Annotated in this window: 17 protein-coding genes and 2 pseudogenes; 8 read left to right on the top strand and 11 right to left on the bottom strand. The window is 64.1% G+C overall.

Features of this window, described 5'->3' with window-relative positions; translation table 11 throughout:
* Nucleotides 1-11: 11 nt before the first annotated feature.
* Nucleotides 12-2,531, top strand: a complete 2,520-nt coding sequence (ptsP, locus tag ACZ5KU_RS05615; RefSeq protein WP_464736908.1) for a phosphoenolpyruvate--protein phosphotransferase — start codon at nucleotides 12-14, stop codon at nucleotides 2,529-2,531.
* A 20-nt stretch (nucleotides 2,532-2,551) separates the two neighbouring features.
* Nucleotides 2,552-4,294, top strand: coding sequence for an N-acetylglucosamine-specific PTS transporter subunit IIBC (gene nagE, locus ACZ5KU_RS05610; protein ID WP_464736907.1), 1,743 nt, complete (start codon nucleotides 2,552-2,554; stop codon nucleotides 4,292-4,294).
* Here nagE and ACZ5KU_RS05605 read toward each other — a convergent pair.
* Nucleotides 4,233-4,544, bottom strand: a complete 312-nt coding sequence (locus tag ACZ5KU_RS05605) for a YqfO family protein (protein ID WP_054059212.1) — start codon at nucleotides 4,542-4,544, stop codon at nucleotides 4,233-4,235. The genes nagE and ACZ5KU_RS05605 overlap by 62 nt on opposite strands.
* Before the next feature lie 7 nt (nucleotides 4,545-4,551).
* Nucleotides 4,552-8,448, bottom strand: coding sequence for a phosphoribosylformylglycinamidine synthase (gene purL / locus ACZ5KU_RS05600; RefSeq protein ID WP_464736906.1), 3,897 nt, complete (start codon nucleotides 8,446-8,448; stop codon nucleotides 4,552-4,554).
* A gap of 286 nt (nucleotides 8,449-8,734) precedes the next feature.
* Here purL and mltF point away from each other — a divergent pair, with 286 nt between their 5' ends.
* Nucleotides 8,735-10,195, top strand: a complete 1,461-nt coding sequence (mltF, locus tag ACZ5KU_RS05595; RefSeq protein WP_054061883.1) for a membrane-bound lytic murein transglycosylase MltF — start codon at nucleotides 8,735-8,737, stop codon at nucleotides 10,193-10,195.
* A 1-nt stretch (nucleotide 10,196) separates the two neighbouring features.
* Here the strand turns inward: mltF and pdxJ are convergent.
* The 9 genes and pseudogenes from pdxJ to lptF form a co-directional block, all read right to left on the bottom strand.
* Nucleotides 10,197-10,942: pseudogene (gene pdxJ / locus ACZ5KU_RS05590) on the bottom strand (pyridoxine 5'-phosphate synthase).
* Between the two features lie 103 nt (nucleotides 10,943-11,045).
* The gene (gene recO, locus ACZ5KU_RS05585; protein ID WP_464736905.1) at nucleotides 11,046-11,735 is read right to left on the bottom strand and encodes a DNA repair protein RecO; all 690 of its coding nucleotides are present in this window, start codon (nucleotides 11,733-11,735) and stop codon (nucleotides 11,046-11,048) included.
* Nucleotides 11,736-11,851: 116 nt separating this feature from the next.
* Nucleotides 11,852-12,754, bottom strand: a complete 903-nt coding sequence (era, locus tag ACZ5KU_RS05580) for a GTPase Era (RefSeq protein WP_017904943.1) — start codon at nucleotides 12,752-12,754, stop codon at nucleotides 11,852-11,854.
* Entirely contained in the window at nucleotides 12,747-13,436 is a 690-nt protein-coding gene (gene rnc / locus ACZ5KU_RS05575; protein ID WP_054059217.1) for a ribonuclease III, read from the bottom strand. Before rnc ends, era begins: the two co-directional genes overlap by 8 nt.
* Entirely contained in the window at nucleotides 13,433-13,810 is a 378-nt protein-coding gene (locus tag ACZ5KU_RS05570) for a DUF4845 domain-containing protein (RefSeq protein WP_054061884.1), read from the bottom strand. Before ACZ5KU_RS05570 ends, rnc begins: the two co-directional genes overlap by 4 nt.
* Before the next feature lie 66 nt (nucleotides 13,811-13,876).
* Complete coding sequence (gene lepB, locus ACZ5KU_RS05565; RefSeq protein ID WP_054059219.1) at nucleotides 13,877-14,731, bottom strand: signal peptidase I; 855 nt, start codon at nucleotides 14,729-14,731, stop codon at nucleotides 13,877-13,879.
* A gap of 5 nt (nucleotides 14,732-14,736) precedes the next feature.
* On the bottom strand, nucleotides 14,737-16,536 hold the full coding sequence (gene lepA, locus ACZ5KU_RS05560; RefSeq protein WP_020481066.1) for a translation elongation factor 4: 1,800 nt from the start codon (nucleotides 16,534-16,536) through the stop codon (nucleotides 14,737-14,739).
* Between the two features lie 169 nt (nucleotides 16,537-16,705).
* Nucleotides 16,706-17,767 (bottom strand): LPS export ABC transporter permease LptG, encoded by a 1,062-nt coding sequence (lptG, locus tag ACZ5KU_RS05555; RefSeq protein ID WP_054059220.1) that lies wholly within the window; start codon nucleotides 17,765-17,767, stop codon nucleotides 16,706-16,708.
* Nucleotides 17,760-18,877: pseudogene (gene lptF / locus ACZ5KU_RS05550) on the bottom strand (LPS export ABC transporter permease LptF). The gene lptG and the pseudogene lptF overlap by 8 nt, the downstream one beginning before the upstream one ends.
* 279 nt (nucleotides 18,878-19,156) lie before the next feature.
* On the opposite strand from lptF, the gene ACZ5KU_RS05545 reads away from it, so the two are divergent.
* From ACZ5KU_RS05545 to leuA, 5 genes are all read left to right on the top strand, one after another.
* Nucleotides 19,157-20,647 (top strand): leucyl aminopeptidase, encoded by a 1,491-nt coding sequence (locus tag ACZ5KU_RS05545; RefSeq protein WP_054061885.1) that lies wholly within the window; start codon nucleotides 19,157-19,159, stop codon nucleotides 20,645-20,647.
* A 60-nt stretch (nucleotides 20,648-20,707) separates the two neighbouring features.
* Nucleotides 20,708-21,136: a DNA polymerase III subunit chi gene (locus tag ACZ5KU_RS05540; RefSeq protein ID WP_054059223.1), complete on the top strand. Its 429-nt coding sequence runs from the start codon at nucleotides 20,708-20,710 to the stop codon at nucleotides 21,134-21,136.
* A gap of 8 nt (nucleotides 21,137-21,144) precedes the next feature.
* On the top strand, nucleotides 21,145-21,600 hold the full coding sequence (locus ACZ5KU_RS05535) for a DNA polymerase III subunit chi (protein ID WP_464736904.1): 456 nt from the start codon (nucleotides 21,145-21,147) through the stop codon (nucleotides 21,598-21,600).
* 79 nt (nucleotides 21,601-21,679) lie between these two features.
* Entirely contained in the window at nucleotides 21,680-24,526 is a 2,847-nt protein-coding gene (locus ACZ5KU_RS05530; RefSeq protein WP_419736875.1) for a valine--tRNA ligase, read from the top strand.
* 426 nt (nucleotides 24,527-24,952) lie between these two features.
* Nucleotides 24,953-26,635, top strand: coding sequence for a 2-isopropylmalate synthase (leuA, locus tag ACZ5KU_RS05525; RefSeq protein ID WP_464736903.1), 1,683 nt, complete (start codon nucleotides 24,953-24,955; stop codon nucleotides 26,633-26,635).
* The last annotated feature ends 106 nt before the right edge of the window (nucleotides 26,636-26,741 follow it).

Raw genomic sequence — 26,741 nt, 5'->3', positions numbered from 1 at the left:
AGTACCGTGCCATGCATAACAACAATAATGAGCTCACCCTCGGCGCACCGCTGAGCGGTCCCGTAATGCCACTCCCGGCTATCGACGATGCCGTGTTCGCCAGTGGTGCCCTGGGCGAAGGCATCGCCATCGACCCGCTCAACGACAGCCTGCATGCGCCCTGCGCCGGGGTGATCATACACGTCGCACGCACCCGGCACTCCCTGACCCTGCGGGCCGACAACGGCGCCGAGCTGCTGTTGCACCTGGGCCTGGATACCGTCGCGCTGCAGGGCGAAGGCTTTGTCCTGCTGGTCGGTGAAGGGGATCGGGTCGAGGCGGGCCAGGCCCTGCTGCGATTCGACCTGGACCAGGTCGCCCGCCACAGCAGGAGCCTGGTCAGCCCGCTGGTGCTGACCAATGGCGAACGTTACGAGCTGCGAACCCGACCACTCGACTCGGTCAAGGTCGGCGACCCCGTGTTGCAGGTCGTCCCACGCCAGTCGGCCCAGCCGTCGACGGCCATGGCGGACGACGGCGACGACGAGGTCCGCGGCAGTGTCCGGGTCGCCCACCGTGGCGGTCTGCACGCCCGGCCGGCCGCCCTGCTGCGCCAGACGGCACAGGGCTTCGACTGCAGCGCGCGACTGCATCTGGGCGATCGGTCGGCCTCTCTCGACAGCCTGATCGGCATCATGGGGCTGGGCGTCGAGGAACAGGCCCAGGTGCAAGTCAGTTGCCGGGGCAAGGATCGTGAGGCAGCCATACAGGCCCTGTTGCAGGTGCTGCAAACGCCGTTGGCCGAGGACCACCACCACGCTGCCCCGCCCCAGCCAATCGCCATTCGGCCCGCCGAGGCCGGTGTGCTGCACGGGGTATGCGCCGCGCCAGGATTGGTCAGCGGTCCGTTGGCGCGACTGCAGGCCATCCTGCTGCCACCCGACTGCGGCCCGCATGACGTCGAGGAACAACGGCAGGCCTTGACCGGCGCGCTGGAACAGGTGCGCAGGGAAATCCATACGACCCTGCAGCAAGCCATGGCGCGCGGGGATCATGCCGAACAGGCGATCTTCAATGCCCACCTGGCGCTACTCGAAGACCCGGCCCTGCTCGACATCGCCGCCCAGGCCATTGCCCATGGCCGCGCCGCCAGCCACGCCTGGAGCCAGGCGATCGAGAGCCAGTGCCAGGTCCTGCTGCAACTGGGCAATCCGCTGCTCGCCGAACGCACCAATGACCTGCGCGACCTGCGCCAGCGGGTACTGCGCATCCTGCTCGGCGACACCTGGCACTACGAACTGCCGCCGGGGGCTATCGTCGCCGCCCATGAACTGACACCGTCCGATCTGCTGCTGATCAGCCGGCAGGACGTCGCCGGGCTGTGCATGGCCGAAGGCGGGGCCACCTCCCATGTCGCCATTCTCGCCCGCGCCAAGGGCCTGCCCTGCCTGGTCGCCCTGGGTGCGCCGCTGCTGGAGGTCGCCCCCGGTCAGCAGGTGGTGCTCGATGCCGGTCACGGCCGCCTCGAACTGACGCCCGACCAGGCTCGCCTCGACGGCGTCGCCATGGCCCGCGAGCACCATCAACTGCGCCGTCAGCGCCAGCAGGAACTCAGCCTCTCGCCGGCCCATACGCGCGACGGTCTGTCGATCGAGGTGGCAGCCAATGTCGCCTCGGCCGAGGAAGCCCAGCAGGCCCACCAGAGTGGTGCCGACGGTGTCGGCCTGCTGCGCACCGAGTTCCTCTTCGTCGACCGCCAGACCGCCCCCGACGAACGGGAACAGCTGAATGCCTATCAGGCGGTGGTCGACGCCATGGGCGACAAGCCGGTGATCATCCGTACCATCGATGTCGGTGGCGACAAGCAACTCGACTACCTGCCGCTGCCCGTCGAAGCCAACCCGGTGCTCGGCCTGCGCGGCATCCGTCTGGCCCAGGCCCGGCCGGAACTGCTGGAGCAGCAACTGCGGGCGCTGCTGCAGGTCAGCCCCATGCAGCGCTGCCGAATTCTGCTGCCCATGGTCAGCGAGGTCGACGAGCTGTTGCCTATTCGCCGCTGCCTGGAGCGCCTGGCCGACGAGTTGGGCCTCAGCGAGCGCCCGCAACTGGGCGTCATGATCGAAGTACCCTGCGCGGCACTGCTGGCCGGGCAACTGGCCGAGCACGCCGACTTCCTCTCCATCGGCACCAACGACCTGTCGCAATACACCCTGGCCATGGACCGTGATCATGCCGGCCTGGCGGCGCGAGTCGATGCCCTGCACCCGGCGGTGCTGCAATTGATCGCCAGCACCTGCGCCGGGGCCGCACGGCACCAACGCTGGGTGGGCGTCTGCGGCGCCCTTGCCTCGGACCCGCTGGCCACGCCGGTACTGGTTGGCCTGGGCGTCACCGAGCTGTCGGTGAGCCCGCCACAGATCGGCGAAATCAAGGAGCGGGTGCGCAGCCTCGATGCCGCCCAATGCCGCCGTATCAGTCAGTCGCTGCTCCAGCTCGGCAGCGCCGCGAGCGTGCGCGAAGCTTGCCACCAGCAGTGGCCACTGGACCGATAACAACAATAAGGAGAGCCAACATGTACCAGCTGTTTATCGAAGGCCTGCAACGTCTCGGCCGGGCCCTGATGCTGCCCATCGCCATCCTGCCGATCGCCGGCCTGCTGCTGCGCCTGGGTGACGCCGACCTGCTGGACATCGCGATCATCCACGATGCCGGCAACGCCATCTTCACCAACCTGGCCCTGATCTTCGCCATCGGCATCGCCGTCGGCTTCGCCCGTGACAACAACGGCACCGCCGGGCTGGCGGGGGTCATCGGCTACCTGGTGCTGGTGGCCACGCTGAAGGTCATCGACGCCGAGATCAACATGGGCATGCTTGCGGGAATCATCAGCGGCCTGCTCGGCGGGGCGCTGTACAACCGCTTCAAGGACATCAAGCTACCCGAATACCTGGCCTTCTTCGGCGGCCGGCGCTTCGTACCGATCGTCACCGGCTTTTCCGCGGTCGGCCTGGGGCTGGTGTTCGGCCTGATCTGGCCGCCGATCCAGCACGGGATCAACAGCCTGGGACTGATGATGGTCGAAAGCGGCAGCATTGGCGCGTTCATCTTCGGCGTGTTCAACCGCCTGCTGATCGTCACCGGCCTGCACCACATCCTCAACAACATGATGTGGTTCGTCTTCGGCAGCTTCACCGACCCGGACACCGGCCGAGTGGTCACCGGCGACCTGGCACGCTACTTCGCCGGCGACCCCAGGGCCGGGCAATTCATGACCGGCATGTTCCCGGTGATGGTCTTCGGCCTGCCCGCCGCCTGCCTGGCGATGTACCGCAACGCCCTGCCCGAACGGCGCAAGCTGATGGGTGGCATCCTGCTGTCGATGGCGCTGACCTCGTTCCTCACCGGCGTGACCGAACCCATCGAGTTCGCCTTCATGTTCCTCGCGCCGCTGCTCTATGTGGTTCATGCACTGTTGACCGGGCTGTCGATGGCGATCACCAACCTGCTCGACATCCATCTCGGCTTCACCTTTTCCGGTGGTGCCATCGACATGGCCCTGGGCTGGGGCAAGTCCACCAATGGCTGGCTGGTGTTGCCGGTTGGCCTGGCCTACGCGGCGATCTACTACGCGGTGTTCGATTTCTGCATCCGGCGTTTCGACCTCAAGACCCCGGGACGCGAGATTATCGCCAATCCGGCGACCAAGCAGACACTGGACGACAGCCAGCGGGCCGCAGCCTACATCCGCGCCCTCGGCGGCGCCGACAACCTGCTGACGGTCGGCGCCTGCACCACCCGCCTGCGCCTGGAACTACGGGACCGGGACAAAGCCCTGGACAGCGAACTGAAGGAGCTGGGGGCCCTCGCCGTGGTCCGCCCCGGCCAGGGCGGCAGCCTGCAAGTGGTGGTCGGCCCGCTGGCCGACGGTATCGCCGACGAGATCCGCCTGGCACTGCCCAATACCGCCACGCACCTCCCGGCAGCCAGCGCCGCCGTCGCAGTCGAGGCGAACGCCATCAGTCCCGGCCAACTGCAACAGTGGCTGGACGCGCTGGGAGGCAGGGAGAATGTGCTGGCACTGGACTGTGTCGCCCAGACGCGGCTGCGGGTACAACTGGAGGATGTGGACAGGTTGTCCGAGGCCCAACTGAGTGCGCTCGGCTGCAAGGGTATCAGCCCGTTGACAGGCGGTGCCTGGCACCTGCTGATCGGCGTACAGGCTGCGGGAGTTGGCGAGGCCCTGCGGGCAACGCTCAGAGGTCGGCCAGACGCCAGACCTCATACGCCGGCGTTTCGTAGGGATGGCTCTGCTTGAGCGCCAGCACCACCGCCGCAATCAGTGAATCGTCGACGACCAGCTCGACCTTCCACTCGTCCACCTGCTCGACCACACCGGTCTGCCCGAGGAACGGCTGGCTGCCGTCCAGCGGGCGGAACTGGCCCTGGCCCAGCACCTGCCATGCGCAGTGGTCATAGGCGCCGATCCGTCCGCCACCGGCGGCGAATACGGCGCTCTTGACCTGCTCCACATGGCTGGGTGGAACGAAGAAGGCGAGCTTGTACATCGCCGGCTCAGTTCACCCAGACGCGCGCGTTACGGAACATGCGCATCCACGGTGCATCTTCACTCCAGTCGTCCGAACGCCAGGAGTTCTGCACGGCACGGAAGACCCGCTCAGGGTGCGGCATCATGATCATGACGCGACCGTCACGGCTGGTCAGGCCGGTGATCCCGCGCGGGGAGCCGTTCGGGTTGGCCGGATAGGTCTCGGTGACCTTGCCGTGGTTGTCGACATAACGCATGGCCACGCAACCCGACAGATCGGCCTGCAGCAGCGCTTCCTCGCTTTCGAACTCGGCATAACCTTCGCCGTGGGCGATCGCGATCGGCATGCGCGAACCGGCCATGCCTTGCAGGAAGATCGAGTTCGACTCCTGGATCTGCACCATCGCCACCCGTGCCTCGAACTGCTCGGAACGGTTGCGGACGAAGTGCGGCCAGAACTCGCTGCCCGGGATCAGCTCGTGCAGATTGGACATCATCTGGCAACCGTTGCACACGCCAAGGGCAAAGCTGTCGCTGCGCTCGAAGAAGCCCTGGAAGGCATCGCGGGCACGGCTGTTGAACAGTGCCGACTTGGCCCAGCCTTCGCCGGCGCCCAGCACGTCACCGTAGGAGAAGCCGCCGCAGGCGACCAGGCCCTTGAACGCGTTCAGGTCGACGCGACCGGCGAGGATATCGCTCATGTGCACGTCGATGGCGCTGAAACCGGCACGGTCGAACGCCGCCGCCATCTCCACCTGGCCGTTGACGCCCTGTTCGCGCAGTACCGCCACCTGTGGGCGGATGCCCTTCTTGATGTACGGCGCAGCGACGTCCTGGTTCACGTCGTAGCTGGTCTTGTAGCTCAGGCCCGGGTTGCTCTCGTCGAGCAGGACGTCGAATTCCTGGTCGGCGCAGTTGGCGTTGTCGCGCAGGCGCTGGATGCGGTAGCTGGTTTCCGCCCACTGGCGCTGCAGCAGGCGACGCTCGCCGCTGAACACGGTTTCGCCGTTGAAGCTGATGCTGATCTCGCCGTTGTTCAACGGCTGGCCGATCACCGAGACGCACTCGCCCAGGCCGGCAGCGCTGAACTGCGCCAGCACTTCGGCGGTGGCGTCCTGGCGAACCTGGATCACCGCCCCCAGTTCCTCGTTGAACAGGATGGCCGAGATGTCAGCGGCGGTTTCCGCCACGCCATCGAGGGTCAGGTTCAGGCCGCAGTGGCCGGCGAAGGCCATTTCCACGGCGCTGACCAGCAGACCGCCGTCGGAACGGTCGTGGTAGGCCAGCAGGTGACCATCGGCGTTGAGGCCCTGGATCACCGCGAAGAAGGCCTTCAGGTCTTCGGCGTCATCGACGTCCGGCGCCTGCTTGCCGAGCTTGCCGTGCACCTGGGCGAGAATCGAGGCGCCCATGCGGTTCTGGCCACGACCCAGGTCGATCAGGATCAGGTCGGTGGTGCCCTTGTCCATGCGCAGTTCCGGCGTCAGGGTCTTGCGGATGTCGGTCACGGGGGCGAAGCCGGTCACGATCAGCGACAGCGGCGAGGTCACGCTCTTGTCGACGCCGCCGTCCTTCCAGCGGGTGGCCATGGACATGGAGTCCTTGCCCACCGGAATGGTGATGCCCAGCTCAGGGCACAGTTCCATGCCGACCGCCTTCACGGTGTCGTACAGGCGCGCGTCTTCACCCGGATGGCCGGCAGCGGACATCCAGTTGGCCGACAGCTTGATGTCGGAGATCTTGCCGATACGCGAGGCGGCCAGGTTGGTGAGGGTCTCGCCGATCGCCATGCGGCCGGACGCCGGGGCATCCAGCAGGGCCAGCGGAGTGCGCTCGCCCATGGCCATGGCTTCACCGGTGTAGACGTCGAAGCTGGTGGCGGTGACAGCCACGTCGGCTACCGGCACCTGCCAGGGGCCGACCATCTGGTCACGGGCGACCAGGCCGGTGATGGTGCGGTCACCGATGGTGATCAGGAAGCTCTTGCTGGCCACGGCCGGGTGGTGCAGGACGCGCTCGATGCTGTCGGCGAGCGCCAGGCTGCTCGGATCGAAATCGTCGCCCAGTTCCTCTTCGCGCTTGACCGAACGGTGCATGCGCGGTGGCTTGCCCAACAGCACTTCGAGCGGCATGTCCACCGGGCTGTTGCCGAAGTGGCTGTCGGTGACTGTCAGTTGCGGCTCGGCAGTGGCTTCGCCGACCACCGCGAACGGACAACGCTCACGCTCGCAGATCGCCTTGAAACGCTCGAAGTCGGCCGCGTCGACCGCCAGTACGTAGCGCTCCTGGGACTCGTTGCTCCAGATTTCGTGCGGGGCCATGCCCGGCTCGTCGTTGGGCACGTTGCGCAGTTCGAAACGGCCACCGCGGTCGCCGTCGTTGACCAGTTCCGGGAAGGCGTTGGACAGACCGCCCGCACCCACGTCGTGGATGAAGCGGATCGGGTTGTGGTCGCCCAACTGCCAGCAGCGGTCGATCACTTCCTGGCAACGACGCTCCATTTCCGGGTTTTCGCGCTGCACCGAGGCGAAGTCCAGGTCAGCCGAGCTGGTACCGGTGGCCATCGACGAGGCCGCACCGCCGCCCAGGCCGATCAGCATCGCCGGACCGCCGAGCACGATCAGCTTGGCGCCGACGCTGATTTCACCCTTCTGCACGTGTTCGGCACGGATGTTGCCCATGCCGCCGGCGAGCATGATCGGCTTGTGGTAGCCGCGCACTTCTTCGCCGTGGGGGGTGTTGATGGACTGCTCGAAGGTACGGAAGTAGCCGGTCAGGGCCGGACGGCCGAACTCGTTGTTGAACGCGGCGCCGCCCAGCGGGCCTTCGATCATGATGTCGAGGGCGTTGACGATACGCTCGGGCTTGCCATACGGCACTTCCCAAGGCTGTTCGAAGCCGGGGATCTGCAGGTTGGAGACGGTGAAACCGGTGAGGCCGGCCTTCGGCTTGGCACCGCGACCGGTGGCACCTTCGTCACGGATCTCGCCACCGGAACCGGTGGAGGCGCCAGGGAACGGCGCGATGGCGGTCGGGTGGTTGTGGGTCTCGACCTTCATCAGGATGTGCACCGGCTCCTGCACCGCACCGTACTGGCGGGTTTCGGGGTCCGGGAAGAAACGGCCGGCGACGTTGCCGACGATCACCGAGGCGTTGTCCTTGTAGGCCGACAGGACACCTTCGCTGTGCATCTGGTAGGTGTTCTTGATCATGCCGAACAGGCTTTTTTCCTGGCTCTCGCCGTCGATATCCCAACTGGCGTTGAAGATCTTGTGACGGCAGTGCTCGGAGTTGGCCTGGGCGAACATCATCAGTTCGATGTCATGCGGGTTGCGCGCAAGGCCGGTGAAGGCGTTCATCAGGTAGTCGATTTCGTCTTCGGCCAGGGCCAGGCCCAGCTCGACGTTGGCCTTCTCCAGCGCGGCGCGGCCGCCACCGAGGATATCGACCGCGGTCAGCGGCTTCGGCTCGGCATGGCTGAACAGGCCGGCGGCCTGCTCCAGGCTGCCCAGGACGATCTGGGTCATGCGGTCATGCAGGCTGGCGGCGATCAGTTCGGCCTCGGCCTCGCTGAACTGACCGGCCACGTAGAAGGCGATACCGCGCTCCAGACGCTGGATTTTCCCCAGGCCACAGTTGCGGGCGATGTCGCTGGCCTTGCTCGACCAGGGCGAAATGGTGCCGAAACGCGGCAGCACCAGGAACAGACGACCGCTTGGCTCCTGAACCGGCACGCTCGGGCCGTATTTCAGAAGACGGGCCAGCACTTGCTGTTCGTCGCCGGTCAGGTCGCCGGTCACTTCGGCGAAGTGGGCGAACTCGGCATACAGGCCACTGACAGCCGGAACTTTCTGGCTCAGTTGCTCGAGAAGTTTGCCGTGGCGAAAGGCGGAAAGGGCAGGAGCACCGCGCAGGATCAACATCTTCGGGACAGCCTCGGGAAGGGGGTGTGCTTTGAGGCCGTGCATTCTAGCCTAAACCGCCCGCGACGGCACCCGAAACGGCATCCTCGCGCAGGCCGGATGTCGATTCACGCCCCGCTGCTTATTATTAAAAGGCATCAAAGGCATTCAAGACGGTTATTTTTGCTCTGTCGCGCCATCGCGAGGCCCCATTCCAGAGGCCTGCAGCCCTGCCCGGGATTCGCTAGCAGACCGGCACCCATCTGTCGAGATATGGCGGCCGAGGTCCTTTGCGTATACTGCGCACATGTTTTCCCAAACTGCTTTCCGCCAGCGCTGTGCCAAGTGGCTCATCGCAACCGGACTCTTCCTGATGCTCGGCGCCTGTGTTGAGAAACCCAGCACGCTCGAGCGCGTAAAGGAGGATGGCGTACTGCGCGTGATCACCCGCAACAGTCCGGCCACCTATTTCCAGGATCGCAACGGCGAAACCGGCTTCGAGTACGAGCTGGTCAAACGCTTTGCCGATGACCTGGGGGTCAAGCTCGAGATCGAAACGGCCGACAACCTCGACGATCTGTTCGGCCAACTGGGCAAACCCAACGGCCCGGTCCTGGCGGCCGCCGGCCTGGTGGGCAGCGACGAGCGCCAGCAGCAGGCGCGCTTTTCCCATCCTTACCTGGAAGTCACCCCGCAGATCATCTACCGCAATGGCCAGCCACGCCCCACCACGCCTGCGGACCTGGCCGGCAAACGCATCACGGTTCTGAAGGGCAGCACCCACGCCGAACAGCTGGCCGAACTGAAAAAGCAGAATCCCGCAATAGAATACGAAGAATCCGACGCGGTCGAAGTCGTCGACCTGCTGCGTATGGTCGACGAGGGGCAGATCGACCTGACCCTGGTGGATTCCAACGAAGTGGCGATGAACCAGGTCTACTTCCCCAACGTCAGGGTCGCCTTCGACCTCGGCGATGCCCGCAACCAGCGCTGGGCCGTGGCTCCCGGCGACGACAACAGCCTGCTCAACGAGGTCAACGCCTACCTCGACAAGGTGCAGAAGAACGGCACCCTGCAACGCCTGAAGGACCGCTACTACGGGCACGTCGATGTCCTCGGCTATGTCGGCGCCTACACCTTCGCCCAGCACCTGCAGCAGCGCCTGCCCAAGTACGAGAAGCACTTCCAGGCCGCGGCCAAGGAAGAAAAGATCGACTGGCGCCTGCTGGCGGCCATCGGCTACCAGGAATCGCTGTGGCAGCCGGACGTCACCTCCAAGACCGGCGTGCGCGGCCTGATGATGCTGACCCAGAGCACTGCCCAGGCCATGGGCGTGTCCAACCGCCTGGATGCCAGGCAGAGCATCATCGGCGGCGCCAAGTACCTGGCCTACATGAAGGACCAGCTCGACGAGAAGATCGAGGAGCCGGATCGCACCTGGTTCGCCCTGGCGGCCTACAACGTCGGCAGCGGTCACCTCGACGACGCGCGCAAGCTCGCCGAAAACGAGGGGCTGAACCCGAACAAGTGGCTGGATGTGAAAAAGATGCTGCCACGCCTGTCGCAGAAGCAGTGGTATCGCAAGACCCGCTACGGCTATGCCCGGGGTGGCGAGCCGGTGCATTTCGTCGCCAACATCCGCCGCTACTACGACATCCTGACCTGGGTGACCCAGCCGCAGCTCGAGGGCAGCCAGGTCGCCGAAGGTGCGCTGCACATACCGGGCGTGGACAAGACCAAGCCGACCGAGCAGCCGTCGCAGCTCTGAGTCAGGCCTTGGCCGCAGCCGCCAGGATCAGCGCCTTCATTTCCGCCACGGCCCCTTGAAGCCGACGAACAGCGCATGAGCCACCAGCGCATGGCCGATGTTCAGCTCGTTGATCCCCGCAATCGCCGCCACCGCCTCGACGTTGTGGTAGTGCAGGCCATGCCCGGCATTGACGATCAGCCCCTGGCCCACGCCAAACGCCACGCCATCGGCGATACGCTTCAGCTCCTCGGCCACCTTGGCCGGGGTTTCGGCATCGGCATAACGCCCGGTGTGCAGTTCAATCGCCGGAGCGCCAACCTGTTTGGCTGCCGCGATCTGCCGCTCGTCGGCATCGATGAACAGCGATACCTCGCTGCCAATCCGGCTCAGGCGCTCGACCGCCGCCCGAATCCGCTCGATCTGGCCGGCCACGTCCAGGCCGCCTTCGGTGGTCAGTTCCTGGCGGGTTTCCGGCACCAGGCAGATGTGGGCCGGACGGATGCGCTCGGCGAACGCCATCATTTCCTCGGTCACACCCATCTCGAAGTTCATGCGGGTTTGCAGCACATCCTTGAGCAGCAACACGTCGCGCTCCTGGATATGCCGGCGGTCTTCGCGCAGGTGCACGGTGATGCCATCGGCTCCGGCTTCCTCGGCGTCCAGCGCGGCCTTGACCGGATCAGGGTAGCGGGTGCCCCGGGCCTGACGCAGGGTGGCAACGTGGTCGATATTCACGCCGAGAAGGATGCGGGTGCTGGTGCTCACGGAAAGGCTCCTAAAGAATGGAATATTCGCTCCACAGCATACACGGGACGCAGGCCCGCACGTTCAGTTCCATCGATCAAATTCACGCAGCCGCCCTGCCCGCTCAGGGTTTGCGGAATAACTCGCGACTGACCAGCGGCTTGCCACCCAGATGCACGGCGAGCGCCTGGCGCATCAGCCGCTTGGCCGCAGAAAGAGCGCCGACCGCGCTCCAGTCGGCCTCGGCCATCGCCAGCAGCTCACTGCCCTGGAACAGCCCGGGCTGCAACAGGTAGACCCGTTCCAGGCCGGCGTCGACCTGTAGCCGATACATGCCGTCCGCTGCCAGTGGCTCGCCATGGATGTCCACGCTCAGGGCAAAGCCATAACCGAGATCGTCCAGCAGCCGCCATTCGAATGAACGCAGCAGCGGCTCCAGCGGACGGCCTTCGGCCAGGGCCAGCAGGGTCAGAGCGTAATGCTCGAACAGTGCCGGGTGCGGATCCTCGGCAGGCAGCAGGCGGATCAGCAACTCGTTGAGGTAGAGACCGCTGAACAGCGCGTCGCCGCTCAGCCACACGGTAACCCCGGCGCTCTCCATGCGGCCGACATTCTTCAGTTCGCTACGCCCCCGGAACTCGACCTCCAGCGGCACGAACGGCCGCGCCAGGGTTCCGGCCTTGCCCCGCGCATTGCGCAGCACCGCGCGCAGCCGGCCCTGGGGCGTGATGAAATCCACCAGGGCGCTGTTTTCGCGGTAGGCGCGGGAGTGCAGGACATAGGCCGGTTGGCCGGGTGGAGGATTGGCGGACATGAAGCCTCGCGGGGGAGCTTTTACTTGTGGGAGAGGCCGATCGAGATCAGTTGCCCGCGAGACAGGTCGGCGGGACCTGAAAGCTTCGCGGGCAAGCCCTGCTCCTACAGGAAGAGTTAGAGGTCGCCGTAACCCAGCGAACGCAGGGCGCGCTCGTCATCGGACCAGCCGCCCTTCACCTTGACCCACAGGTTGAGCATGACCTTCGAATCGAACAGCAGCTCCATGTCCTTGCGTGCTTCGCTGCCGATGCGCTTGATCCGCTCACCCTTGTCACCAATGATGATCTTCTTCTGACCATCGCGTTCGACGAGGATCAGCGCATGGATGTGCAAGGTGGCGCCCTGCTGCTTGAACTCCTCGATCTCGACGGTGATCTGGTAGGGCAGTTCCGCCCCCAGCTGACGCATGATCTTCTCGCGCACCAGTTCGGCGGCGAGGAAACGGCTGCTGCGGTCAGTGATCTGGTCTTCCGGGAAGAAGTGCTCGTTCTCCGGCAGATGCTGGGCGATCAGGCCTTCCAGGGTATCGAGATTGTGCCCCTGCTGCGCGGAGATCGGCACGATCTGCGCCTTCGGCAACTGCTCCTGCAACCAGCTCAGGTGCGGCATCAGCTCGGCCTTGTCCTCGATCCGGTCGGTCTTGTTCAGGGCAACGATCACCGGGCCCTCGACGTACTGGATACGCTCCAGGACCAGTTGGTCCTCATCGGTCCAGCGGGTACGATCGACGACGAAGATCACCACGTCGACGTCTTTCAAGGCCGCCGAGGCGGTCTTGTTCATGTAGCGATTGAGCGCCTTCTCGTTGCTCTTGTGCATGCCCGGGGTGTCGACGTAGATCGCCTGGATCTCGCCTTCGGTCTTGATCCCGAGCATGTTGTGGCGGGTGGTCTGCGGTTTGCGCGAGGTGATCGCCAGCTTCTGTCCGAGAATGTGGTTCAGCAGCGTGGACTTGCCCACGTTCGGCCGGCCAACGATGGCGACATAGCCGCAGCGTGTTGCAGTTGAATCAGTCATTGCCATTCTCCACGCCCAGGGCGATCAGTGCTGAAGCGGCCGCCACCTGTTCGGCAATACGACGGCTGACGCCCTGCCCACGGCTCTTCTCGTTCAAAAGGGTGACTTCGCACTCGACGAAGAAGGTCCGACAATGCGGCTCACCCTGGATATCCACCACTTCGTAACGCGGCAGCTCGCAGGCCCGCGATTGCAGGAACTCCTGCAGGCGGGTCTTGGGGTCCTTGTTGGTATCGACCAGCGTCAGGCTGTCGAACTCCGAGGCCAACCAGGCCAGCACGCGCTCACGGGCCACTTCGATGCCGGCATCCAGGTAGATCGCACCGATCAATGCTTCCAGGGCGTCGGCCAGGATCGACTCGCGGCGGAAACCGCCGCTCTTGAGCTCGCCGGAACCCAGGCGCAGGTAGTCGCCCAGTTCGAAACCACGGGCCAGTACGGCCAGTGTTTCACCTTTTACCAGGCGTGCGCGCAAACGCGACAACTGGCCTTCGCGGGCCTGGGGAAAACGCTCGAACAGCGCCTCGCCAGCCACGAAGTTGAGGATCGCATCGCCCAGGAACTCCAGGCGCTCGTTGTTGCGCCCGGCAAAGCTGCGGTGTGTCAGGGCCAGGAGCATCAGCTCCTGGTCCTTGAAGGTATGGCCGAGCTTGCGCTCGAGACGGCTCAGGGACAGGCTCACGGTTTACCCACGCTGAATTCGTGGTCGAATTTCACCACCAGATCGATATTCTGGATCAGCGCGACGCGCTGCTCGTATTTCAGATGGGCAAGAAATCGGCTGCCCTCCACCGTTACGTTTAACGCCTTGTTCAAATCCACATCCTGAATACTGTTGACCTGCATGCCACGGGCAACATGGGTGTAAAAGTCGTTGACGGTGGTCACGTCCGCCGCCTTGTCGGTTTCCACCGACATGATGATTTTCTTCATCGACAGATAGTCGAGGTAAAACGGAACCACCTTGAATGCCGTGCTGCTGACGAAGGCCACCAGCGCGAGGGCCAGCAACCAGCCCACAAACGACAGGCCCTTCTGGGGAGCGGCGGACCGCATAGTCACTCTCATCGTCTTCAAGTACCTGAAAAGCATTCGGCGCTGTATTCAACAGCGCCGTTTGGGCTACTTGATCAAGCCGACCCGCGAAAAGGTCGGCATGCGGCTGAACTTGGGATCAGGCCAGCTCATCCAGACCGCGAAGGCCTTGCCGACGATATTCTCGTCGGGAACCATGCCCAGCAGTTCCTTGGGAATGTTGGGGTCATCCCAGTAGCGGCTGTCGTTGGAGTTGTCGCGGTTGTCGCCCATCATGAAGTAATGGCCGGCCGGTACCTTCCACTCGTGATCCGGCGGCGCGCGATAACGGCCCATTTCCTTGCGGATCAGGTGCTCGACGGCGCCCAGCTTCTCTTTATAGAGTTCGGCACTGCCCAGCATGCCCGGCTCGTTGCCCACCAGTTGCTCGGCCACCGACTCACCGTTGACGAACAGCCTCTTGTCGCTGGTGTAGCGCACCGTGTCACCCGGCAGCCCGACTACACGCTTGATGTAGTTGACGTTCGGATCGCTCGGATAGCGGAACACCATGACATCCCCGCGCTGCGGATCACCGACCGGGATCACCTTCTTGTCGATCACCGGCAGGCGAATCCCGTAGGAGAACTTGTTCACCAGGATGAAATCACCCACATCCAGGGTCGGTTTCATCGAGCCGGATGGAATCTGGAACGGCTCGACCAGAAACGAGCGCAGCACCAGCACGATGAACAGCACCGGGAAGAAGGACTTGCCGTACTCGACCAGCAAGGGCTCCTTGTTCAGCTTCTCGACCACGGCCACGTCAGGCTGCGCGACGCTGCCCTGGTAGCTGGCGATCGCCGCCCGCCGCCGTGGAGCCAGAAAGACCAGATCGAGCAACGCCAACAGACCGCAGACAGCGACGGCAATGACCAGCAACAGCGGGAAATTTAGTGACATAGGACCTAACTATCCAACCTGAGCACCGCAAGGAAGGCTTCCTGTGGAACTTCCACGTTACCTACTTGCTTCATGCGTTTCTTACCGGCCTTCTGCTTCTCCAACAGCTTGCGCTTACGGCTCACGTCACCACCGTAGCATTTGGCCAGTACGTTCTTTCTGAGCGCCTTGACGGTTGTCCGCGCCACGATCTGACCGCCGATGGCGGCCTGGATGGCAACGTCGAACATCTGACGAGGAATCAGTTCTTTCATCTTTTCGGTCAACGCACGGCCTTTGTAGTGCGCGTTGTCCCGATGCACGATCAACGCCAGGGCGTCGACCTTCTCACCATTGATCAGCACGTCCAGCTTGACCAGGTTGGCCGACTGGTAGCGATCGAAATGATAGTCCAGCGAAGCATAGCCGCGACTGGTGGATTTGAGACGGTCGAAGAAGTCCAGGACCACTTCGTTCATCGGCAGATCGTAGGTGACTTGCACCTGTGAGCCGAGGAACAGCATGTCGTGCTGGATCCCGCGCTTTTCGATACACAATGTAATGACGTTACCCAGGTGCTCCTGCGGCACAAGGATGTTGGCCCGTACGATCGGCTCACGCATGTCCTCGATGGCGGACAGGTCCGGAAGCTTGGACGGGTTGTCGACGTAAATGGTTTCACCGTTCTTGAGCTTGAGCTCGAAGATTACCGTCGGCGCGGTGGTGATCAGGTCCAGGTCGTATTCGCGCTCCAGGCGCTCCTGGATGATCTCCATGTGCAGCATGCCGAGGAAGCCGCAACGGAAACCGAAGCCCAGTGCATCCGAACTTTCCGGGGTGTACTGCAGCGAGGAGTCGTTGAGGGTCAGCTTCTGCAGGGCTTCGCGGAAGTCCTCGAAGTCGTCGGAGCTGACCGGGAACAGGCCGGCATAGACCTGCGGCTGGATACGCTTGAAGCCCGGCAGCACGTCGACGTCAGGCGTCGAGCTGAGAGTCAGGGTGTCACCGACCGGCGCCCCGTGAATGTCCTTGATGCCGGCGATAATGAAGCCCACCTCGCCCGCCTTCAGGTCGGCGGTGGCGGTGTGTTTCGGGTTGAAGACGCCGACGCTGTCCACCAGGTGGATCTTGCCGGTCGACTTGACCAGGATCTTGTCGCCCTTCTTCACGCGGCCGTGGCGCACACGCACCAGGGACACGACGCCCAGGTAGTTGTCGAACCACGAGTCGATGATCAGCGCCTGCAGCGGATCGTCGATATTGCCTTCCGGTGCCGGAATGGTGGTCACCAGGCGCTCGAGCACCTCGTCGACCCCCAGGCCGGTCTTGGCACTGCAGGTGACGGCGTCGGTGGCGTCGATTCCGATGATCTTCTCGATCTCTTCCTTCACCCGCTCCGGCTCGGCCTGCGGCAGGTCGATCTTGTTCAGGACCGGCATGACTTCCAGGCCCTGCTCGATCGCCGTGTAGCAGTTGGCCACGGACTGGGCTTCGACACCCTGGCCGGCGTCGACCACCAGCAAGGCACCTTCACAGGCCGCCAGGGAACGGCTGACTTCGTAGGTGAAGTCGACGTGACCCGGGGTATCGATAAAGTTCAGCTGGTAGGTGATGCCGTCTTTGGCCTTGTAGTACAGGGTAACGCTGTGGGCCTTGATGGTGATCCCGCGCTCGCGCTCGAGGTCCATGGAATCCAGCACCTGCGCTTCCATCTCGCGCTCGGCCAGGCCGCCGCAGATCTGGATGAAGCGATCGGCCAGAGTCGACTTGCCATGGTCAATGTGGGCGATGATGGAGAAATTGCGGATATGACTCAAATCACTCACGGGTCAACACTCAAAAAGGTTGCAGGCAGACTGCCCGCCGAAAAATAGCCGGGAATTGTACCTGATGCGCAAGCAAGGCGTCACGTCAACCGGCGGGGCGACAGGTACAAAAAAGCCCCTGCCGGTCGGCAGAGGCTTTTTCCGGGCTATCCAGAGCGGTGCGAGGCGTCTATCCGGCGCGTCGCAGCAGCCAGAAGCCGGCAATCGCACAGATCCCCGCCGGCACCAGCACCGCGAACAGCGGCGGGAAGCCGAACACCAGGCTCGACGGGCCGAGCAGGTCCTGGGCGATGCGGAAGGTGAAACCGACCAGCACCCCGGTGAACACCCGCTGACCGAGGGTCACCGACCGCAGCGGACCGAAGATGAACGAGATAGCCATCAGCACCAGTGCCGCAGTGACCAAAGGTTGCAGGATCTTGACCCAGAACGCCAGCCAGTAGCGACCGTTGGCCAGCCCCTGGTCCGCCAGGTAGTGGATGTAGCTCCACAGACCACTGATCGAAAGCGCCTCGGGCACCATCACCACGGTGCTCAGCAGGTTCGGCTGGAGGGACACGCCCCAGGTCTCCTGCGGCGTGTTGATGACTTCGGTGTGATCACCACGGAAATGGGTGGTGGTCACGTCCGTCAGGGTCCAGTGATCCTGTTCGAAGCGCGCCAGCTTGGCGAAACTCGAGGATTGCAGACGCCGCTGGTCGTCGAACTGGTAGCGGGTCACCCCGTAGAGCAGGCCATTGGGCTGCACGGCGTTGATATGGATGAACTCGTCACCCTGGCGGTGCCACAAGCCATGCTTGGAACTCTGGGCATCGCCGGAACCCTGGGCCAGCGCCCGGTCGGCCTGGGCCTTGCTTTCGGTGACCGGCGCCACGTACTCGCCCACCAGCACACCGACGAGCATCAGCACCAGCATGGGCTTCATCACCGCCCAGACGATACGCCCGATGGACACGCCCGCCGCGCGCATGATGGTCAGTTCGCTGTTGCTGGCCAGGCTGCCCAGGCCGATCAGGCAACCGATCAGCGCGGCCATCGGCAGCATGTCGTAGACCCGTCGTGGCGCGGTCAGCAGCACGAAGCTGAGCACGTCGCCCCAGGTGTAGGTATCGCTGATGTTGCCCATCTCGTCGATGAAGGCGAACAGCGAGGCCAGGCCGAGGATGATCCCGAGCACGGCCAGGATCGCCATGAACACGGCACTGCCAATGTAGCGGTCGAGCTTAACCACGAGCCATCTCCTTCATGCCGCGACGACTCGCCAGCTTCAAACGCAACGGTTCCCAATACAGCAGTCCCAGGCCGATCGCCAGGAACAGCCCATGCACCCACCACAGGCCGAGCAGCGGCGACAGCTTGCCCTTCTCCAGGGCGCCGCGGGCGGAAATCAGCATGGTCAGGTAGGCCATGTACAACAGAATCGCCGGCAGCAGCTTGAGGAAGCGCCCCTGACGCGGATTGACCCGCGACAGCGGCACCGCCATCAGTGTGACGATGAACACCAGCAGCGGCAACGACAGGCGCCATTGCAGCTCGGCAATCGACTTGCGCTCACTGCTGCCCCACAGGTCGTGGGTGGCCAGTGCATCGCGGTCGGTCACCTCGTTGCTGATTTCCGGTTTGTCCATCTGTACGCCGTAGGTGTCGTACTTGATCACCCGGTAGTCGGCCTGCCCCGGGCTGCCGTCATAGCGATAGCCATCCTCCAGGACCAGGAAACGATTGCCGTCCGGCTTGACCTCGAGGCGGCCATGGTCGGCAACCAGCACCGAGATACCACGGTCCTTCTTGTCCTGGCCCAGGCGCTTCTCGGAAATGAAGACGCCCCCCAGATGGGAACGGTCATCGGAGAGCTTTTCGGTGTAGGTGATGCGCGAACCGTCATTCAATGCCTGGAAGCGCCCCGGCTCCAGGACGTCGAACTCGGTCAGGGCATCCTGCTTGTTCAGCACCAGTTGAAACTGGTAGGCGCCCTGGGGGCCAGGGACAGGCTCAGCCAGGCCACCAGCAGCGCCACCAGCAATGCCGGAGCCATGGTCATGCCGAGCAGCCGCTGCTGGCTCATGCCCGTGGCGGACAACACGGTCATCTCGCTTTCCAGGTACAACCGGCCATAGGCCAGCAGAATCCCGAGGAACAGACCCAGTGGCAGGATCAGTTGCAGGAAGCCGGGCAGGCGAAACCCCATGATCAGGAACAGCGAACCCGGGTCCAGGGCACCCGAAGCGGCCTGGGCGAGAAACTTGACGAAGCGCCCGCTCATGGTGATCACCAGCAGGACGGCGCTGACGGCACTCAATGTAACCAGGACTTCGCGAGACAGATAACGAAAGACGATCAAACCAGACACTCCAGGGTTGTCAGGCTAAGGCGGCCAAACAAGCAAACAGGGCGGCCTGCACTGCGAGCCACCCGAAAGGATGGCGCATTATCCTGTGATTGACCGCCCCTGTCACTGCGCACGCTCAACCGCGCACGCAAAGCTGCAACGCAGGGTTGTCAGCAGCGGTCGGCGAGGTTCAAACTGCCGCCTTTGTCGCTTGCGCGCCACAGTGTCGCCAAGCCACCCAGCGCAGAGCCCCGCTGTGCGCCAACTGACCTTATATTCAGGGACCCAGACATGGAACTGGTTGTAAAAAGCGTTAGCCCGGAAACGTTGAAGACCGCCACCCTGGTAGTCGCCGTCGGCGAAGGCCGCAAGCTCGGCCCTGTCGCACAGAAGCTCGACGAACTGGCGGGTGGCGCCATCGCCGCCATCCTCAAGCGCGGCGACCTGGCCGGCAAGGTCGGCCAGAGCCTGCTGCTGCAGAGCCTGCCGAACCTGAAGGCAGACCGCGTACTGCTGGTGGGCGTGGGCAAGGACGCCGAACTGGGCGACCGGCCGTTCCGCAAGATCGTCTCCAGCATCCTCGGTACCCTCAAGGGCCTGGGCGGCAGCGACGCCGTGCTCGCGCTCGACGAAGTGGTGGTCAAGGGTCGCGACAGCTACGGCAAGACCCGCCTGCTGGCCGAAAGCCTGCTCGATGGCGAGTACAGTTTCGACGCCTACAAGAGCCAGAAGGCCGAACCGCGCGCCCTGAAGAAAATCACCCTGGTCACCATCAAGGCCGCCCAGGCCGAAGTCGAGCGCGCCGTGACCCATGCCAAGGCCATCGCCAGCGGCATGGCCTTCACCCGCGACCTGGGCAACGCGCCACCGAACGTCTGCCACCCGAGCTACCTCGCCGAACAGGCCAAGAGCCTGGGCAAGGCCCACAAGGGCCTGAAGGTGGAGATCTTCGACGAGAAGAAGATCAAGGAAATGGGCATGGGTTCGTTCTATGCGGTCGGCCAGGGCAGCGACCAGCCACCCCGCCTGATCGTCATGCAGTACCACGGCGGCAAGAAATCCGAGAAGCCATTCGCCCTGGTCGGCAAGGGCATCACCTTCGACACCGGCGGCATCAGCCTGAAACCGGGCGCCGGCATGGATGAGATGAAGTTCGACATGGGCGGTGCCGCCAGCGTCTTCGGCACCCTGAAGGCCGTGCTGGAACTCAAGCTGCCGATCAACCTGGTGTGCATCCTGGCCTGCGCCGAGAACATGCCGAGCGGCGGCGCGACCCGTCCGGGCGACATCGTCACCACCCTCAGCGGCCAGACCGTGGAGATCCTCAACACCGACGCCGAAGGCCGCCTGGTGCTGTGCGATGCCCTGACCTACTCCGAGCGCTTCAAGCCGCAGGCGGTGATCGACATCGCCACCCTGACCGGCGCCTGCATCGTCGCCCTCGGCTCGCACACCTCGGGCCTGCTGGGCAACAACGACGAACTGATCGAACAACTGCTGAGCGCCGGCCGCCAGGCCGATGACCGCGCCTGGCAACTGCCGCTGTTCGACGAATATCAGGAGCAGCTGGACAGCCCGTTCGCCGACATTGCCAATATCGGCGGACCGAAGGCCGGCACCATCACTGCCGCCTGCTTCCTGTCGCGCTTCACCAAGAACCTCAACTGGGCCCACCTGGACATCGCCGGCACGGCCTGGATCAGCGGAGGCAAGGACAAGGGCGCCACCGGTCGTCCGGTTCCGCTGCTGACCCAATACCTGCTGGACCGTGCCAAGGCCTGACCCTGAGCCTGCCGGGCGGCGGCGTCCGTCAACGCCGCCGCCCGGCCTGCGGAATTCCCCATGACCCAAGTCGACTTCTATATCCTTCCCAGTGCGGATCCCATGGCGCGCCTGGATTTTGCCTGCAAGCTGACCGAAAAGGCCTGGCGCCTGGGCCACCGGATCTACCTGCATTGCAGCGATGCCGCGCAGCGCGAGGAACTCGACGCCCGGCTGTGGCGTTTCAAGGGCGAAAGCTTCGTGCCTCACGGCCCCGCCGAAAGCGAGCCGCAAGGCAGCGTCGTGCTGGGACTGGGAGACGATCCCGGCCCCCACCAGGACCTGCTGGTCAACCTGGACAAGCGGGTCCCGCCGTTCGCCTCGCGGTTTGCCCGCATCGCGGAAGTGGTGGTGGAAGATCCGACCATCCGCCAGGCGGCGCGGGAGAGTTTCCGCTTCTACCGCGAACAGGGCTATCCTCTGCAAGATCACCGTCTACAGCGACTTTGAGCAACCCGATGGACACTCCAAAACAATCACAAAAGGCCGCTCCCCTGCTGGACGAGCTCGAGTCGATCCGCAAGCTGCTGGGTGACGAAACCCTGCAACCGCCGCTGCTGACCGAAACCGTCCCTGCCGAAGGGCAGATTCCGCTGCTGTTCGACATGGTAGGCAGCAAGACCAGGACCGAAGTTCAGGTCGAGGCCGCCAGGGTCGAGGCTCCAATCGAAGCCGACAGACCGGCCGTCACCCAGCCTGCACCGACGCCCGGGCCGGTGACCGCCGCGCCCGCCGCCGAACCTGCCCGTGGCAGGAACCAGGATGCCCTGCTGCATCTGGACAGCGAACTGCGTGCCGCCGCACAACTGATCATGCAGGATGTGATCGACGATTTCGCGCCGCATATCGAGGCCGAGATCAAGCGCCGCCTGGACGCCCGGATGGAGCGCCTGCTCAGCCAGTACCCTTCCTGAAATGAGGTCTACGCCCCGCGCCATATCCCCGTTATACTTGCCGGCTTTCCTGAATTAATGCCTAAGGGTCCCGCCGCGCATGGATAAGACCTACCAGCCGCACGCCATTGAAACTTCCTGGTACCAGACCTGGGAGTCCGAGAACTACTTCGCCCCGCAGGGCGCGGGTGACTCCTACACCATCATGATCCCGCCGCCGAACGTCACCGGCAGCCTGCACATGGGCCACGGCTTCAACAATGCGATCATGGACGCGCTGATCCGTTTCCGCCGCATGCAGGGCCGCAACACCCTGTGGCAGCCGGGCACCGACCACGCGGGTATCGCCACCCAGATGCTGGTGGAGCGCCAGCTCGAAGCCCAGGGCCAGAACCGCCACGACCTGGGGCGCGAGAAGTTCCTGGAGAAGGTCTGGGAATGGAAGGAGCAGTCCGGCGGCAACATCAGCCGGCAGATCCGGCGCCTGGGTTCGTCGGTGGACTGGAGCCGCGAGCGCTTCACCATGGATGACGGTCTCTCCGAGGCGGTCAAGGAAGCCTTCGTGCGCCTGCACGAGGATGGCCTGATCTACCGCGGCAAGCGTCTGGTCAACTGGGACACCAAGCTGCACACGGCCATTTCCGACCTCGAGGTGGAAAACCACGACGAGAAGGGTTTCCTGTGGAACCTGCGCTACCCGCTGGCTGACGGAGCCCGTACCGCCGAAGGCCTGGACCACCTGATCGTCGCCACCACCCGCCCGGAAACCATGCTCGGCGACTCCGCCGTTGCGGTGAACCCGAACGACGAGCGCTACAAGGCCCTGATCGGCAAATTCGTCGAGCTGCCACTGGTTGGCCGTCGCATCCCGATCATCGCCGACGACTACTGCGACCCCGAATTCGGCACCGGTTGCGTGAAGATCACCCCGGCCCACGACTTCAACGACTATGAAGTCGGCAAGCGCCACAACCTGCCGCTGCTGAACATCTTCGACAAGAACGCCAGCGTCCTGCCGGCCTGCCAGGTGTTCAACCTCGACGGCACGCTGAACGAAAGCATCGACGGCAAGATCCCGGCGCAATACGTCGGCCTCGACCGCTTCGAGGCGCGCAAGCAGATCGTCGCCGACTTCGACGCCGCGGGCCTCCTGGTCAGCGTCGACGATCACGCCCTGAAGGTGCCGAAGGGCGACCGTTCCGGCACCGTCATCGAGCCCTGGCTGACCGACCAATGGTACGTGTCGACCAAGCCGCTGGCCGAACCGGCCATTGCCGCCGTGGAGGACGGCCGCATCGCCTTCGTGCCCAAGCAGTACGAAAACATGTACTTCTCCTGGATGCGCGATATCCAGGACTGGTGCATCAGCCGCCAGCTGTGGTGGGGCCACCGGATTCCGGCCTGGTACGACGAGTCGGGCAAGGTCTATGTCGGCCGCGACGAAGCCGAAGTGCGTGCCAAGCACAACCTCGGCGCGGACATCGCCTTGCAGCAGGACAACGACGTTCTCGACACCTGGTTCAGTTCGGGCCTGTGGACCTTCTCCACCCTGGGCTGGCCGGAGCAGACCGAGTTCCTCAAGACCTTCCACCCCACCGACGTGCTGGTGACCGGCTTCGACATCATTTTCTTCTGGGTCGCCCGGATGATCATGCTGACCATGCACCTGGTGAAGAACGAGGACGGCACCCCGCAGGTTCCGTTCAAGACCGTCTACGTCCACGGCCTGGTGCGCGACGGCCAGGGCCAGAAGATGTCCAAGTCCAAGGGCAACGTCCTTGACCCGCTGGACATCATCGACGGTATCGAGCTCGAGGCGCTGGTGCAGAAGCGCACCACCGGCCTCATGCAGCCCAAGCTGCAGAAAGCCATCGAGAAGCAGACCCGCGCCGAGTTCGCCGAGGGCATCGCCAGCTATGGCACCGACGCCCTGCGTTTCACCTTCTGCTCGCTGGCGTCCACCGGTCGCGACATCAAGTTCGACATGGGCCGCGTCGAAGGCTACCGCAACTTCTGCAACAAGATCTGGAACGCCGCCCGCTACGTGCTCGACAAGGGCGAGGACTGCGGCCAGAACGGCGAGGCCTACGAGCTGTCGCTGGCTGATCGCTGGATCATCTCGCAACTGCAGCGTACCGAAGCCGAAGTGACCCGCCAGCTCGACCAGTTCCGTTTCGACCTGGCCGCCCAGGCGCTCTACGAGTTCATCTGGAACCAGTACTGCGACTGGTACCTGGAACTGTCCAAGCCGGTGCTGTGGGACGAGAATGCGCCGGTCGAGCGCCAGCGCGGCACCCGTCGCACCCTGGTGCGCGTACTGGAAGTGGCCCTGCGCCTGGCGCACCCGTTCATGCCGTTCATCACCGAGGAAATCTGGCAGCGCCTGGCGCCGCTGGTCGGTGCCGAAGGCAAGACCATCATGCTGCAACCGTGGCCGGTGGCGAACGAGGAGCGCATCGACCAGGCGGCCGAAGGCGATATCGAATGGCTCAAGGGGCTGATGCTCGGCGTGCGCAACATCCGCGCCGAAATGAACATCGGTCCGGGCAAGCCGCTGGCACTGTTCCTCAACAACGCCGGTGCCGAAGACCAGCGTCGCCTGAAGGAAAACGAGGCACTGCTGAAGAAGCTGGCCAAGCTCGAATCGATCACCGTGCTGGCCGCCGGCGAAGAAGCACCCCTGTCCGCCACCGCCCTGGTCGGCGAGATGGAAGTGCTGGTGCCCATGGCCGGGCTGATCGACAAGGGCGCCGAACTGGCTCGCCTGGACAAGGAAATCCAGCGCCTGCAGGGCGAAGTCCAGCGCGTCGGCGGCAAGCTGTCGAACGCCGCATTCGTCGACAAGGCTCCGGCTGAAGTCATCGAGAAGGAGCGCGCCAAGCTCGCCGAAGCCGAACAGGCCCTGGGCAAGCTGGCCGAGCAGCACGCCCGGATCTCCAGCCTGTAAGGGTGTCGGGCAATGGAAAAGGGAGGCCTTCGGGCCTCCTTTTTTGTCTGCGCTGTCCCTCGCGCAGCACACGGCGGAGCGCCTTCAAGGCCGTACAAGGTGGCGAGAAGGATTGCGCCGGTCCAAAATAGTGCGCAATTGTTCTAGACTTTCCGCGCCCGAAGCAGAATAAAATCTCGAAAAAGCCATTTTATCGAGTATTCCTCTCAAATTTTTCTACAGGCTTGCCATCTTTCACCCCACTGGTTAGGGTTGGAAGCATGAAAACGTCCCATACCCTCATTCAGCGTCGTCAACACCGCAGTCTCTGCCTCGTCAGCGCACGACTGCCGGGCTGAATCGCGGTGCCTCATCCCCAGGCTTTTTCCTGACAACGCTACACCGGCTGGCCGCCTCTTTTCGGCCCTGACAAACAAGGAATTCCCCATGAGCATGCTCAAAGACCCGTCTTCGAAATACCGTCCGTTCCCGGTGATCAACCTCCCTGACCGCACCTGGCCGTCGAAAACCATCACTGCCGCGCCGATCTGGTGCAGTTCCGACCTGCGCGACGGCAACCAGTCGCTGATCGAGCCGATGGACTCGGCGAAGAAACTGCGCTTCTGGAAAACCCTGGTCAGCGTCGGCGTCAAGGAAATCGAGGCGTCCTTCCCGGCCGCATCGCAGACCGACTTCGACTTCGTGCGTACCCTGATCGAAGACGGCCATATCCCGGACGACACTACCATCCAGGTGCTCACCCAGGCCCGTGAAGACCTGATCGCCCGCACCTTCGAATCCCTGCGCGGCGCCAAGAAGGCCATCGTGCACCTGTACAACGCCACCAGCCCGTCGTTCCGCCGCATCGTCTTCAACCAGGACAAACAGGGCGTGAAAGATATCGCGGTGAACGCGGCCAAACTGTTCGTCAAGTACGCCGCCCAGCAGCCGGAAACCCAGTGGCAGTTCGAATACTCCCCGGAAACCTTCAGCGCCACCGAGCTGGAGTTCGCCAAGGAAGTCTGCGACGCCGTGGTCGAGGTGTGGAACGCGACCCCCGAGAACAAGGTGATCCTCAACCTGCCCGCCACCGTCGAAGTGGCCACGCCGAACGTCTATGCCGACCAGATCGAGTGGTTCCACCGCAACATCAACCGTCGTGACAGCGTGATTATCAGCCTGCACACCCACAACGACCGTGGCACCGGCGTAGCCGCCACCGAGCTGGGCCTGATGGCCGGCGCCGACCGTGTCGAAGGCTGCCTGTTCGGCAACGGCGAGCGTACCGGTAACGTCGACCTGGTGACCGTGGCCCTGAACATGTACACCCAGGGTCTCGACCCGCAACTGGATTTCTCCGACATCGACGGTGTGCGCAAGGTGGTCGAGGAGTGCAACCAGATTCCGGTGCACCCACGTCATCCCTATGTCGGCGACCTGGTTCACACCGCGTTCTCCGGCTCGCACCAGGATGCGATCCGCAAGGGCTTCGCCCAGCAGCAGGCGGACGCCCTGTGGGAAGTACCGTACCTGCCGATCGACCCGGCCGACATCGGCCGCAGCTACGAAGCGGTGATCCGCGTCAACAGCCAGTCGGGCAAGGGCGGTATCGCCTACCTGCTGGAGCAGGAGTACGGCATCAGCCTGCCACGTCGCATGCAGATCGAATTCAGCCAGGTGGTACAGCGCGAAACCGATCGCCTGGGCCTGGAAATGACCGCCCAGCAGATCCACGCCCTGCTCCACAGCGAGTACCTGCAGGCCAACACCCCGTATGCGCTGGTCAGCCATCGCCTGCAGGAAGAGAACGGCAACAGCAGCGTCGAAGTCGAAGTGGCGAGCAAGGGCCAGGGCGAGACTAACCTGCACTGGCGCGGCAAGGGCAATGGCGCCCTGGAAGCCCTGGTGGCCGGCCTGCCGGTCCCGGTGGAGATCATGGACTACAACGAGCACGCCATCGGCGCGGGCACCAACGCCAAGGCTGCGGCCTACATCGAGCTGCGTGTGAACGGTGAACGTGCGGTGCACGGCGTGGGTATCGATGAAAACATCACCACGGCCAGCTTCAAGGCGGTGTTCAGCGCCCTGAACCGCTCGCTGAGCCAGAGCAGTACGAGCAAGGCGGCGTAAGCGTCCGTCGCGATAAAGGAAAGAGGCCCCGGGGTGAACACCTCGGGGCCTCTTTCTTTCTGGAGCTTGTGTTCAGTTCAAGGGCCCATTCGCGGGCAAGCCTGCC

It is taken from the genome of Pseudomonas sp. Tof1 (assembly GCF_055390395.1).
Note: the sequence above shows the minus strand (reverse complement) of the source record. Positions and strands in the feature narration are given on the sequence as shown.